We start from the raw sequence: 12,315 nt of genomic DNA, 5'->3' as shown, positions 1-12,315 counted from the left end.
TTGTCATCGAGGGGGTGCTGATGGGCTCACCGGAGCCGCCGGGCGGCCTCCCTCGGCGCAAACGGGCCGATGCCGTGCGCAACACCGAGGCGGTGCTCCAGGCCGCGAAGGCCGCCTTCGCCGACTCCGGTGTGGATGCCCCGATGCGCGACATCGCCGCCCGGGCCGGCGTCGGGGTGGGAACGATCTATCGCAACTATCCGCAGCGCTCCGACCTGATCATCGCGGTGTTCCGCCGCGAGCTGGACGCGACGGCGGCCGAGGCGGATCGGCTCTCCGCCGAGTATCCGCCCGCCGAGGCAATCCGGCTCTGGGCGGACAGCCTCGCTCGGTTCGTCGCGACCAAGCAGGGTTTCGCGAGCGCGCTCCACTCGGGGGACCCCGCGTACGCGCCGCTGCCGGCGCAGTTCCTCGGCGTGCTCGCGCCGAGAGTTCAGGCGATCCTCGACGCGGGCGCCGCGAACGGGACCATCCGCCCCGACATCCGAGCCGAGGACCTCATCCACGCCCTCAGCCGCCTCGCCGACGCACCGCCCGTCGACACCCGGCCCGCCGTCAGCAACGATCGTGCAAAGCGCATGACCGACGTACTCCTCGATGGGCTGGCCGTGACGCCGGCGACGACGTAGACCGCGGACGACGTCGCACGATCGAGCCGGCCCGCCGATCACCGCCGGTGGCGATCAACCCGGCCGGGCCGCCTCGTCCGATGTGATCAGAACGACGTTCCCGTCCGGGTCGTCGATCATGGCGGCGAAGGGTCCGCTCGTCTTGGTCGGGGGCATCCGCCCGCGATAGCCGGCGTCGATCAGGCTCGCCCAGACGGACCGCACCGCCGCGTCCTCGCCGACGTAGAACTCCAGCAGCTGCTGGTATCCGCTGATCGGACGCTCGAACGCCGGGTCGTACCGCGATGCGAATGATGTCGTCAGCAGGAGGCTGACACCGCTACCCATGCGATGAACCGTCAGCGGCCGATCGCCGATCGGGTCAGGAACGTCCAGGCCCAGCTGCCGATAGAACCTGACCGAGGCGTCGAGGTCTCGAACTTCCAGCACGACCATCGCGAGTTGGATCTCCACACCATCACTATCCACGCCCGGGACTATCCACGCCCGGGACTATCCACGCCCGGGACTATCCACGCCCGGGACTATCCACGCCCGGCCGCCCACGCGCCATTGGGATGATGCGTGGGTGGCCGATCTCGACCTGACGGAAGTCTTGGCCTCGACGCTCGCCGACCTCGACGCCGACGCCGTGGCCATCGGTGCAGCGGTTCGAGGCGTATCGGAGGTCGTCTGTCGCGGCGGCTATGCCGGCACCCGCGTACATCCTGCGTCGGAGTTCTACGGCGCATCGGTGACCAAGCAGATGATCGGCATCCTCCTCGCCCGCGCGGTGATCGACGGCGCCCTCCAGCCCATCGACAGGGTCTCCCGATGGCTGCCGGAGCTGTCGGCCCAAACCGGTTTCGTGCAGGTCCAGCACCTCATCCACCACACCTCGGGACTGGCCGACGTCGTCGAGTTCAGTGACGGTGACCCCAGTAGCAACACCGACGTCATCGAGCGCTTCCAGCGCTTCCGGCCCACCGCGCGGGCCGCGCCCGGAACCAGGTACTCCTACAACAACACCGGCTACGTGCTGCTCGCCGAGTGCCTGTCGCGGAGCCTGGACCGGCCGATCGCCGACCTTGCGGCGACGACGCTCTTCGGCCCGCTGACGATGAACCACACCCGCCTGGGCGGCCCGCCCGTCGAGGTTCCGGGCTGCCGAAACCCGCCCGGAACGATCGGCGACGGCGCGTTGTGGGTCTCGATCGACGACCTGCTGCGATGGCTGGAGGCGTGCAACGCTCGAGCGTTCGGCGCCGAGGTCCACCGCCTCGCCGAGACGACCACCCAGCTGACGGACGGATCACCAGTGGACTACGCCTGGGGTGTCCGGATCACGCCGACGAGTCACGGCCGCGTCGTCAGCCACGGCGGAAGCTGGTCGACCTGGCAAGCCAAGACCGTCCGGATCCCCGAACGAAGCATCGCCGTGGCCGTCCTCAGCGTCGGCGCCACCGCAAGCAGCGTCAGCGACGCCGGCACCGGTCTCGCCACCGCCCTCGCCGCTCGCTGAACCGCCCGGTCGCGAACCGCTCGTCCTGACCTGGGCGGTGGTCATCCGGTCTGTCCGCCACAGGGTCGGCCAACGGCAACCGGCTGGCTGGCAGGGGTCGGCTGGACGGCCCGGCTCCGGCGATCGCCGGTTCGCAGCAGAACCACGGAGATGCCGCCCAGCACGGCGAGCACCAGGCAGTAGACGGCGACCGTCGATCCGAAACCCCACGGACCGAGAGCGGCACCGGAGATCAGCACCGGCACGCCGAAGCTGAGATAGGCCACGACGAACATCGCCGCCACCAGTCCGGCTCGTTCGTGCAGCGCGGCCCGCGGACTCAGCAACCGCAGCACCGCGGCGAATCCGGCCCCGTTGCCGAACCCACCCAGCACGGCGCCGATGATCAACAGTGGCAGCTGGTGACCCGCGACTCCGGCCATCACGGCCAGCGCACCGACGGTCACGCCGGACGCTCCGAGGAGTGCTGCCCGGCCCGCCGCGATCCGGCTCGCGACGATGCCGGTAACTGCTGCCGCCGCCGGCTGCAGGAAGACGATCAGCGCGCTGGTCACGCCCGACGTGATGCCGAACACCGATCTGTTGAGCGCGGGGACGAGCCCGAGGAAGAGCCCGGTGGTCATCCAAGTGGCGGCGACCAGCGGGATGAACCGCCGGAAGTCCGCTCGCAGCGGCGCCGGCACCACCACCCGAGGAACGAGCGAGCGAAGCGCGCCGGGAGCGCGGCTCACGGTCTCCGGGGTGGCCAGCGTCGCCACGATCGCGAGCAGGTACACCACCAACAACGGGATGAAGACGGTGTGGACCGGGGCGTCGCCGCTCGACACCGCGAGTCCACCGACCAGCACGCCGAGCGCGAGTCCGCTGATGGGCACCGTCCCGGCCAGCTGGGTATAGGTGCCGCGACTCGCAGGCGGCACCGACTCCGCGACGAAGGCGGTGAAGGTGCTCAGCGCGGCGCCGGTCGCCACACCGTGGAGCGCTCGGGCGGCCAGCAACGACACGGCGTCGTCGGCGCTGAGATACAGCACGGACGCCGCCAGCATCACCAGCAGGGCGCCGGTCAGCACCGGCCGGCGGCCGACGTGGTCCGACAGGGAACCGGCCACCACCAGCGTGCCCAGCAGCGAGAGCGCGTACACGGCGAACAGAGCGGTCAGCATCCAGTCGGGGAACTGCCAACGGCTCTGCTCGTACACGAACAGCGGGCTGCCCGCGCCGGCCGCGGCACCGACCGCCAGTGCGCCGAGCAGGGTGCCGGCCACGACGAGCCGTCGACGTACGGACCACTGATCGGGCCCGGCTGCGGCTTCATTCACTTTCTTGACGAAAGCTAGCATGGCGACATCGTACGAGCTAAGCTTTCTTCAAGCAAGCAAACTGGGAGGATTCGATGCCGCAACGCTCGGACTGGAGCGACCAGCCGTGTCCCATCGCGCGCGGGATCAACGTCGTCGGGGATCCCTGGACCCTGCTGATCCTGCGCGAGGCACTGTCCGGGGCGCGGCGCTTCGACGAGTTCAAGCGGAGGGTCGGCGCGTCCGACAACATCCTCGCCGCCCGGCTGGCGGCGATGGTCGCCGACGGGCTGCTGGTCCAGCGTCCCTATTCCCAGGGGGATCGGCCGCGTCAGGAGTACGTCCCGACCGGCGCCGCGGCTGACGCGCTGCCCATCCTGCACGCGTACGCCGCCTGGTCGCACGCCCACCGACCTTCGTCGACAGAGGAGCCGGTCTTCACGGTCTCCTGCCGAACCTGCGGACACAGCACGGACAGGGTCGAGTTCTGCGACAACTGCGGCGCAGCCCTCGAGGTCGGCAACGTCGTCTGGGCGCGGCCCGGCCGGTGGCAGGGTCGCGCGGTGAACCTGTCGGCAGGGGGCCCGCCGGGCGTCGATCAAGGGAGGGCGTAGCCGGCCGTCCGCCGTCCTAGTCGAAAGCCTTGCTGACCAGTTCTCCCGCGATCGGGTCTGTCGCAGCGCGGACCGGGTCCGACCCGAGGCCGTCGCCCGTGCCTGCTCGGTCATTCACGACTGGTGCCTCTGTTCCGGACGCTCTCGAGTCCCGCCCCACCAGCCAAGCACATCGCGTCCGCGCCGGCGGGACAGGCGTCGGTGGAGATTCGCCATCGGGTCTGCATGCGTCGGTGAAAAGCAGCGACCCCCGAGCGTACTGCCCGGGGGTCGCTGCGTGCCGGTCAGAGACCGGCGTGGTTGACGCCGTAGACCGCCTGGGAGTGGGTGAAGCCCTCGTACTCCAGCTGCTGGATCAGACCGGAGCGTGAGAAGTGCATGTACTTCAGGTACGACTTGGCCATCTTGGTCGCCTGGGTGTTCCAGTTGACCTTGACATGGTTGACGCCATAGACAGCCTGGCTGTGCGTGAAGCCCTCGTACTGGAGCTGCTCGATGAGCCCCTTCTTCGAGAACGGCATGTGCTTGAGGTAGTCCTTCGCCATGCCGACGGCCTGCTTCTCGGCGCGCGTGGCGTGATGCTTGTGATGGCTGGTGGTCGAGGCCGACGCGACCTCCGGCGCAGCAACCGCGGCAGCAGTACCGCCGAGAACCGCGAGGCTGGCGACGACGGCGACCGCAGCGCGGCGGATCTTGGTGAAACTGGGCACTGAACTGTCTCCTGGACGGGTGATCTGGCCGGTGGATCGGCTGTGGATGAATTGCTGCGGCGTCGGTGCACCGTATTGATCCCGATCGTGCGTCAACCCCCGAACACAACCCCCGATCGATGCGCCTCAGCGCGCGAGTGCGAGACGCGAAATCCCGGCGTTCGCACAGAATGCACCACTGCACGTCCGCACGAGATCCGGGCGCGGTTAAGGTTCGAGCGTGACCCATCTCGATCCGACCTGGACCATCCTGGCGAGTTACGAGACCCAGGAGCACAACCGCTGCGTCGACGTGTTCGCCCGGCCGGACGGGACGTACGGCTTCGAGGAGTTCCGGCGCGATCCGGAGGACATGGGCGCCTGGTACGACGTCGCCTACTTCGCCGAGCACCGCTATCCGACCCAGGTCGAGGCGGAGGAGGCCGCGCGCAGCGCGGTGCACTGGCTCACCGACTGAACCGCGGTCCCGCGACGGTCCCGACGCCGGTCGGCCACGTGCCAAACTAACGCCCGTGCACCGACGGCAGATGATCACCCGCGCGGCGGAGCGGTTGAACGACCGGCTGGTGGCCATCCGTCGCGACATCCATGCCCACCCCGAGGTCGGCCATGCCGAGCACCGGACGACCCAACTGATCATCGACACGCTCACGGCGGCCGGGTTGGCGCCGAAGCTGCTCGAGGTCGGCACCGGGGCGCTGTGCGACATCCTGCCCGACGGCAGCACCGAGCCGCCCCTGGTCGGGCTCCGCGCCGACATCGACGCATTGCCGATCCAGGAGGCCAACGACGTTCCCTACCGGTCGGTGATCCCGGGGGTGTGTCATGCCTGCGGCCACGACGTGCACACCGCCATCGTGCTCGGGGTGGGACTGATCCTGACCCAGCTGCGCGAGCAGGGCCTGCTGGACCACGGGGTCCGGCTGATCTTCCAACCGGCCGAGGAGACGAGCCCGGGTGGAGCGCTGGACGCCATCGACGGCGGCGCGCTGGAGGGGCTGTCGGAGGTGTACGCCATGCACTGCGACCCGCGGACGGAGGTGGGCCGGATCGCGCTGCGCACCGGCGCGATCACCTCGGCCGTGGACAGCGTGCTGATCCGGCTGTCCAGCTCCGGCGGCCACACCTCGCGACCGCACCTCACCGGCGACCTGGTCGGCGCACTCGGCGCACTGGCCACCACCATGCCGCTGCTCCTGACCCGCCGGGTCGACCCGCGCAGCGGGGTCTCGCTGGTCTGGGGACGGATCCACGCCGGCAACGTGACCAACGCCATCCCCGCCAGCGGCGAGATCGAGGGGACCCTACGGGCGCTGAGCGTGCACGGCTGGCGCGACGCGCAGCAGATCATCACCTCGCTGGCGACCCAGGTCGTGGCACCGTACGGCGTCGGGATTCATGTCTCGATCACCGCCGGTGTGCCGCCGGCGGTCAACCACGCCAGCGGGGTCGAGCGGTTCTCGGCGGCGGCCAAGGCCGTCCTCGGGCGGGGCAGCGTCGGCACCACCGAGCAGTCGCTCGGCGGCGAAGACTTCTCCTGGATGCTGCAGCAGGTGCCGGGGGCGCTCGCCCGGCTCGGCGTCCGGCCGGCCGGCGCGCGGTCCGCGCCGGACATCCACCAGTCGACCTTCGACGTCGACGAGAAGTGCATCGGCACCGGGCTGAAGGTGCTGACCGAGCTCGCCAGCACGAGCGGATCCTCCTGAGGTCTTCGGATCGCTCAGGTCGGTTCGGATCCCTCCGGTCAGTTCGGATCCCCCCGGTCGGTTCGGATCCTTTGCACGGGATCCGAATCGAGCGGAGGGATCCGACGTCGGCGCGCGACGGGTCGGACGGGCGGTTGCTGAGAAAGCCCGCACGTCACAATCAGGTTTCCACGGCCCCAATCTGGTCGCAGACGGGTTCAACTGGGGGCTGGGCGGGCTAGAGTGCCACCCGGACCCGGGGGAAAGAAACCACCGCCAGAGGCGGTCCGGGCCGAAGAAATCACCGAAGCAGCCCAGGAGGACGACGTGAAGAAGCTCATCGTCGCGGCGGGTGTGGCGCTCAGCGCCCTCGCCCTGACTCTGTCCAGCTGTGCACAGCCGCCCGGCAGCACGACCGAGAGCCCGGGGGCCAGCGCGGCCCCGAGCAGCGCCGCCAGTGGAGGGGCTTCCGACTTCAAGGCGTGCATGGTCTCCGACTCCGGCGGCTTCGACGACAAGTCCTTCAACCAGACGTCCTACAAGGGCCTCACCGACGCCAAGGAGCAGCTCGGCATCCAGACCGGCCAGGTGGAGTCCTCCGCCAACGCCGACTACGCCAAGAACATCCAGTCGATGGTGGACGCGAAGTGCAACATCATCGTCACGGTCGGCTTCCTGCTCGGCGACGCGACGCTGGCGGCCGCGAAGAAGAGCCCCGACATCGACTTCGCGATCGTGGACTACAACGACACCGAGAAGTTCCCGGCGGTGAAGAACCTCAAGCCGCTGGTCTTCAACACCGCCGAGTCCAGCTTCCTGGCCGGCTACCTGGCCGCCGGGATGAGCCAGACCGGCAAGGTCGGTACGTTCGGCGGGGCCAAGATCCCGACCGTGACCATCTTCATGGACGGCTTCGCCCAGGGCGTGGACTACTACAACCAGCAGAAGGGCAAGAACGTCGCCGTCCTCGGCTGGGACGCGGCCAAGCAGGACGGCCAGTTCACCGGTGACTTCGAGGACACCAAGGGTGGCCAGCGGGTCGCCCAGGGTCTGATCAGCCAGGGTGCGGACATCATCTTCCCCGTCGCCGGGCCGGCCGGCATCGGTGGCCTGCAGGCGGCCAAGGCCAGCAACGGCAAGGTGAACGCGATCTGGGTCGACACCGACGGCTGTGTCAGTGCGGAGCAGTACTGCTCGCAGATCATGAGCAGCGTCTACAAGGCGATGGACGTCGCGGTGACCGATGCGATCAAGGCGTCGAAGGACGGCAGCTTCTCCAACGAGCCCTTCATCGGCACGCTGGAGAACAACGGCACCGGTCTGGCTCCGTTCCACGACTTCGACGCCAAGGTCCCGGCCGAGCTGAAGTCGGAGCTGGACGCGCTCAAGGGCGACATCGTCTCCGGCAAGATCAAGATCACGTCGAAGTCGCAGCCGACGAGCTGAATGCTAGCGCTCGGCAAGCCTCGCTCCAGCGCTCCGCTGCGCTGAGGCCGGCTCGTTCGTCGCGGAGGGTGAAACGAAAGCGCGTTTCACCCTCCGCTCCACGGCCGCGCAGCGTCGGTGCAGGTCGAGATCCGGGCCCTCGGACCGGCCGAACGGGTACGCGCCCTGAGCTTGTCGAAGGGCGGTGTGCGTGCCCTGAGCCTGTCGAAGGGCGTTGCCAGTGGCACGATGAGAGGATCGGGCTGTGACTGAGGTCATCAGCGAGACGGTGCCCACCGACGCCGAACACTCGGGACTGCGCCTGCGCGGGATCACCAAGCGGTTCGGATCGCTGGTCGCCAACGATCGGATCGACCTGGACATCCTGCCCGGCGAGATCCATTGTCTGCTCGGCGAGAACGGCGCGGGCAAGTCGACCCTGATGAACGTGCTCTACGGGCTGCTGCAGCCGGACGAGGGGACGATCACCGTCGACGGACGGCCGCACACCTCGCGCAACCCGAAGGAGGCGATGGCGGCCGGCATCGGCATGGTGCACCAGCACTTCATGCTCGTCGACGTGTTCACCGTCGCCGAGAACATGGTGCTCGGTCGCGAGCCCGGTGGTGCAGGGGTGCTTGACATGCGCTCGGCCCGGCGGCTGGTGCGCGAGCTCAGCGACCGGTACGGCCTCGCGGTCGACCCCGACATGGTGGTCGAGGATCTGCCCGTGGGGGTGCAGCAGCGGGTCGAGATCTTGAAGGCACTGGCCAACGACGCGACGTACCTGATCTTCGACGAGCCGACTGCCGTGCTGACCCCGCAGGAGATCGACGAGCTGATCGCGGTGATGCGCTCGCTCCGCGACGAGGGCAAGGCGATCGTCTTCATCACCCACAAGCTGCGCGAGGTCCGCGCGATCGCGGACAAGATCACCGTGATCCGGCGCGGCAAGGTGGTCGGCACGGCACAGCCGACCGACTCCGAGGCCGAGCTCGCCGAGCTGATGGTCGGCCGTGCCGTGAGCCTGACCGTGGCCAAGGAGCAGACCGAGGTCTCGGCCGAGCCCCGGCTGACGCTGCAGGACGTCTCGGTCGCCGGTCCGAGCGGCGCGATCGTCGTCGACGGCATCGACCTCGATGTCCGTGGCGGTGAGATCCTCTGTGTCGCGGGTGTCCAGGGCAACGGGCAGACCGAGCTGGCGGAGGCCCTGCTCGGTGTCACCCCGGTGACGTCCGGCGAGGTGCGGCTCGACGGTCGGGTGATCACGAACGCGACGCCGAAGCAGACCATCGACGCCGGACTGGGATTCGTCCCGGAGGACCGCAAGCACGATGGCTTCGTCGGGTCGTTCAGCGTGGCGGAGAACCTGGTCCTGAACACGTTCGCCGAAAGGCCGTACGCCAAGGGCATCGCGCTGGACCTCGGCACCATCCGCTCGACCGCGGACCGCCTGGTCGAGGAGTTCGACATCCGCACGCAGTCCATCGAGACCCCGGTGTCATCGCTGTCCGGCGGCAACCAACAGAAGGTCGTCCTCGCCCGCGAGCTGTCCCGGCCGCTGTCGGTGCTGATCGCCAGCCAGCCCACCCGCGGTGTCGACGTGGGCGCGATCGAGTTCCTGCACCAGCGGCTGGTGGCCGAGCGCGACCGCGGCACCGCGGTGCTGATCGTGTCCACCGAGCTGGACGAGGTCTCGGCTCTGGCCGACCGGATCGCGGTGATGTACCGCGGGAAGATCGTGGGCATCGTCGGTCCGGACACCTCCCGCGAGGTGCTTGGTCTGATGATGGCCGGGGTGCCGACGGACGAGGCGATGGCGGCTGCGACGACGACATCGGCCGCCGAGGAGGAGGCCGCCGAGCTGGCGGCCGCCCGAGAGCGCGTCGAGAGCGACGCAGCGGGGGAGGACGCGCGATGAGCCGGACCGCCGATCCGCAGCAGAAGCGGTCGTACGCGGCGATGCTGCGGGAGCGCTGGTCTTCGCCCAAGCTGTGGCAGGACGTGGCGACGACGATCGCTGCGTTCGTGCTGGCATTCCTGGTCGGCGCGATCTTGATGATCGTCTCCGATACCGAGGTGCGGCAGACGTACTCCTACTTCTTCGCCCGCCCGGGCGATGCCATTCAGGCGTCGTGGGAGAAGGTGTCCAGCGCGTACTCGGCGCTGATCAAGGGCGCGATCGGCGGCTGGGAGCCGATCACCGAGACCACCGCGCAGGCCGCGCCGCTGATCTGTGCCGGCCTCGGCGTCGGCCTCGCGTTCCGGGCCGGGCTGTTCAACATCGGCGCCCAGGGCCAGGCGATCTGGGGTGCCATCCTCGCCGCGTACGTCGGCTTCACGTTCCACCTGCCGCCGGTGATCCACGCGGCGGTCGCCGTCGCCGCCGGCATCGCGGGTGGCGCTCTGTGGGGCGGCATTGTCGGCTGGCTCAAGGCCCGGACCGGTGCGCACGAGGTGATCGTCACGATCATGCTGAACTACGTGGCGGCGGGCATGCTGGCCTACCTGCTGACAACCGCCGCGTTCCAGCGGCCCGGCCGGACCGACCCGATCTCGCCGATCGTGGACTGGAACGCAACCCTGGCGCGGATCGAGGGATCGCGGCTGCACTTCGGCTTCCTGCTGGCGATCGCCGCCGCCGTCGGCTACTGGTGGGTGCTCGAGCGATCCACCACCGGATTCGCGATCCGGGCCGTCGGTGCGAACCCGCACGCCGCCGCGACCGCCGGCATGAGCGTGGCCCGGACGACCGTGATCACCATGCTGCTGGCCGGCGGGCTCGCCGGCCTGGCCGGGGTGCAGGCGGCGCTGGCGCCGAGCGTCGACGGCACGCCGGTGCCGCTGTCGCTCGGCCTGGTCGGCTCCATCGGCTTCGACGCGATCACCGTCGCCCTGCTGGGCCGGTCAAAACCGCTCGGCATCGTGCTGGCCGGGCTGCTGTTCGGCGGCCTGCACGCGGGCGGCCTGGCGATGCAGAGCGAGGCCCAGACCCCGCTGACGCTCACCACGGTGCTGCAGGCGCTGATCGTGCTGTTCGTCGCCGCCCCCGCCCTGGTCTCGACCCTGGTGCCGTTCCTCAAGGCGCGCAAGACGAAACCGAGTACGTCCGTCCCGGCGATGGAAGGAGGCCTGGGATGAGCGTGCGCGCCACCGAGTCCGGAGCCCCGGAGCGGTCCGTCGAACGGGCCCAGCCCACGTACGTCGAATCGGTGGAGAAGCGCCGGCAGCGGCGCTCGACCGGCATCCTGATCGCTGTCGTCGGCGTACTGCTGCTGATCCTGCTGGTGTCCACCACCGGCTCGGCCCGCTTCGCCTTGTCCGACGCGTTCGACCCGGTCCAGCTGCCGACGATCACGGTTCCCGGAGTTCCGACGGTCGCGATCGCCGCGGTGGCCTGCCTGCTCTGCGGGGCGGCGTTCCTGTCGGGTCGGATGCGGCGGTTCTGGCCGGTGATCGCGGCCGTCGTGGCCGGGCTCGCCGTCGTGATCGGCTTTCTGACCTGGGCCGCGGCCGGGCGCGACCTGCCGTTCCCGGTCGCGAACCAGTTCGCCGGCACGCTGTCGCTGGCCACGCCGCTGGTCCTGGGTGCGCTCTGCGGCGTGCTGTGCGAACGCTCCGGCGTGGTGAACGTGTCGATCGAGGGCCAGTTCCTGACCGCGGCGTTCGCCGCAGCGGTGGTCGGCAGCGTCACCCAGTCGGTCACGGCCGCGCTGATCGCCGCCGTCATCGCCGGGGTGGTGATGGCCGCCCTGCTCGCCCTGTTCGCGATCACGTACCTGGTCAACCAGGTCGTGCTCGGCGTCGTGCTGAACCTGCTCGCGGTCGGCATCACCGGCTTCCTGTTCGACCAGCTGGTACAGCCCGCCGCCGACAAGTACAACTCGGCCCCGGTGCTGGAGACGATCGCCATCCCGGGTTTGTCGAAGATCCCGTTCTTCGGCCGGGTGCTGTTCGAGCAGACCATCCTCGCCTATCTGGCGGCGATCTCGGTCGTGGTGGTCTGGCTGATCTTGTTCAAGAGCATCTGGGGGCTGCGGATCCGGTCGGTCGGCGAGCATCCCGAGGCGGCCGACACGGTCGGCATCAGCGTCCGGGCGATCCGCTGGTCCGCCGTGCTGGCCGGCGGTGTGTTCGCCGGGCTCGGTGGCGCCTACTTCACCCTGGCCTCGACCGGCTCGTTCTCCAAGGAGTTCACCGTCGGCAACGGCTTCATCGCGCTGGCCGCGTTGATCATGGGCCGGTGGCACCCGGTGTATGCCGCGGTGATGGCACTGTTCTTCGGTTTCGTCACCCAGATGGCTTCACAGCTGCAGACCCTGAGCACGCCGATGCCCAGCCAGTTCTTGTTGATCCTGCCCTACATCGCGACGATCATCGCCGTGGCCGGCCTGGTCGGCAGGGTTCGGGCGCCGGCCGCGGACGGTATCCCGTACGAGAAGCCGTGACCGCC

The 12,315-nt window shown here is 69.4% G+C and carries 12 protein-coding genes; 9 read left to right on the top strand and 3 right to left on the bottom strand.

The genetic code is table 11. The features are described from left to right. Window positions 1-20: 20 nt before the first annotated feature. Window positions 21-629, top strand: coding sequence for a TetR/AcrR family transcriptional regulator (locus ABD747_RS16420; RefSeq protein ID WP_344806464.1), 609 nt, complete (start codon window positions 21-23; stop codon window positions 627-629). A 54-nt stretch (window positions 630-683) separates the two neighbouring features. Here ABD747_RS16420 and ABD747_RS16415 read toward each other — a convergent pair whose 3' ends face one another. Beyond that, a complete protein-coding gene (locus tag ABD747_RS16415; protein ID WP_344806462.1) occupies window positions 684-1,097 on the bottom strand; it encodes a VOC family protein in 414 nt (137 codons plus the stop codon). A 100-nt stretch (window positions 1,098-1,197) separates the two neighbouring features. Here ABD747_RS16415 and ABD747_RS16410 point away from each other — a divergent pair, with 100 nt between their 5' ends. Beyond that, complete coding sequence (locus tag ABD747_RS16410) at window positions 1,198-2,130, top strand: serine hydrolase domain-containing protein (protein WP_344806460.1); 933 nt, start codon at window positions 1,198-1,200, stop codon at window positions 2,128-2,130. Between the two features lie 41 nt (window positions 2,131-2,171). Here the strand turns inward: ABD747_RS16410 and ABD747_RS16405 are convergent, their stop codons facing one another. Next, window positions 2,172-3,470 (bottom strand): MFS transporter, encoded by a 1,299-nt coding sequence (locus ABD747_RS16405; RefSeq protein WP_344806458.1) that lies wholly within the window; start codon window positions 3,468-3,470, stop codon window positions 2,172-2,174. A gap of 53 nt (window positions 3,471-3,523) precedes the next feature. On the opposite strand from ABD747_RS16405, the gene ABD747_RS16400 reads away from it, so the two are divergent. Next, on the top strand, window positions 3,524-4,042 hold the full coding sequence (locus tag ABD747_RS16400) for a winged helix-turn-helix transcriptional regulator (RefSeq protein WP_344806456.1): 519 nt from the start codon (window positions 3,524-3,526) through the stop codon (window positions 4,040-4,042). A gap of 284 nt (window positions 4,043-4,326) precedes the next feature. Here the strand turns inward: ABD747_RS16400 and ABD747_RS16395 are convergent, their stop codons facing one another. After that, the gene (locus tag ABD747_RS16395) at window positions 4,327-4,752 is read right to left on the bottom strand and encodes an Ltp family lipoprotein (protein WP_344806454.1); all 426 of its coding nucleotides are present in this window, start codon (window positions 4,750-4,752) and stop codon (window positions 4,327-4,329) included. A 220-nt stretch (window positions 4,753-4,972) separates the two neighbouring features. Between ABD747_RS16395 and ABD747_RS16390 the strand changes: the two genes are divergently transcribed. The 6 genes from ABD747_RS16390 (at window position 4,973) to ABD747_RS16365 (ending at window position 12,310) form a co-directional block, all read left to right on the top strand. Further along, a complete protein-coding gene (locus ABD747_RS16390; RefSeq protein WP_344806452.1) occupies window positions 4,973-5,209 on the top strand; it encodes a hypothetical protein in 237 nt (78 codons plus the stop codon). Window positions 5,210-5,264: 55 nt separating this feature from the next. Next, window positions 5,265-6,458 (top strand): amidohydrolase, encoded by a 1,194-nt coding sequence (locus ABD747_RS16385; protein ID WP_344806450.1) that lies wholly within the window; start codon window positions 5,265-5,267, stop codon window positions 6,456-6,458. Window positions 6,459-6,764: 306 nt separating this feature from the next. After that, a complete protein-coding gene (locus ABD747_RS16380) occupies window positions 6,765-7,883 on the top strand; it encodes a BMP family lipoprotein (RefSeq protein WP_344806448.1) in 1,119 nt (372 codons plus the stop codon). Between the two features lie 244 nt (window positions 7,884-8,127). Beyond that, complete coding sequence (locus tag ABD747_RS16375; protein WP_344806446.1) at window positions 8,128-9,783, top strand: ABC transporter ATP-binding protein; 1,656 nt, start codon at window positions 8,128-8,130, stop codon at window positions 9,781-9,783. A gap of 41 nt (window positions 9,784-9,824) precedes the next feature. Beyond that, window positions 9,825-11,003 carry an ABC transporter permease gene (locus tag ABD747_RS16370; protein ID WP_344806704.1) on the top strand — a complete coding sequence of 393 codons (1,179 nt, stop codon included), beginning with the start codon at window positions 9,825-9,827 and terminating at the stop codon, window positions 11,001-11,003. Further along, the gene (locus ABD747_RS16365; protein ID WP_344806444.1) at window positions 11,000-12,310 is read left to right on the top strand and encodes an ABC transporter permease; all 1,311 of its coding nucleotides are present in this window, start codon (window positions 11,000-11,002) and stop codon (window positions 12,308-12,310) included. The genes ABD747_RS16370 and ABD747_RS16365 overlap by 4 nt, the downstream gene beginning before the upstream one ends. Window positions 12,311-12,315 lie beyond the last annotated feature (5 nt).

This window comes from Microlunatus ginsengisoli, assembly GCF_039537205.1.
Classification (GTDB): Bacteria; Actinomycetota; Actinomycetes; order Propionibacteriales; family Propionibacteriaceae; genus Microlunatus; species Microlunatus ginsengisoli.
Note: the sequence above shows the minus strand (reverse complement) of the source record. Positions and strands in the feature narration are given on the sequence as shown.

Excerpts from the sequence above, each read along its gene's own strand:
- ABD747_RS16420 (WP_344806464.1), top strand. The coding sequence starts at position 21 with ATGGGCTCACCGGAGCCGCCGGGCGGCCTCCCTCGGCGCAAACGGGCC.
- ABD747_RS16405 (WP_344806458.1), bottom strand. The coding sequence starts at position 3,470 with ATGCTAGCTTTCGTCAAGAAAGTGAATGAAGCCGCAGCCGGGCCCGAT.
- ABD747_RS16400 (WP_344806456.1), top strand. The coding sequence starts at position 3,524 with ATGCCGCAACGCTCGGACTGGAGCGACCAGCCGTGTCCCATCGCGCGC.
- ABD747_RS16370 (WP_344806704.1), top strand. The coding sequence starts at position 9,825 with ATGCTGCGGGAGCGCTGGTCTTCGCCCAAGCTGTGGCAGGACGTGGCG.
- ABD747_RS16365 (WP_344806444.1), top strand. The coding sequence starts at position 11,000 with ATGAGCGTGCGCGCCACCGAGTCCGGAGCCCCGGAGCGGTCCGTCGAA.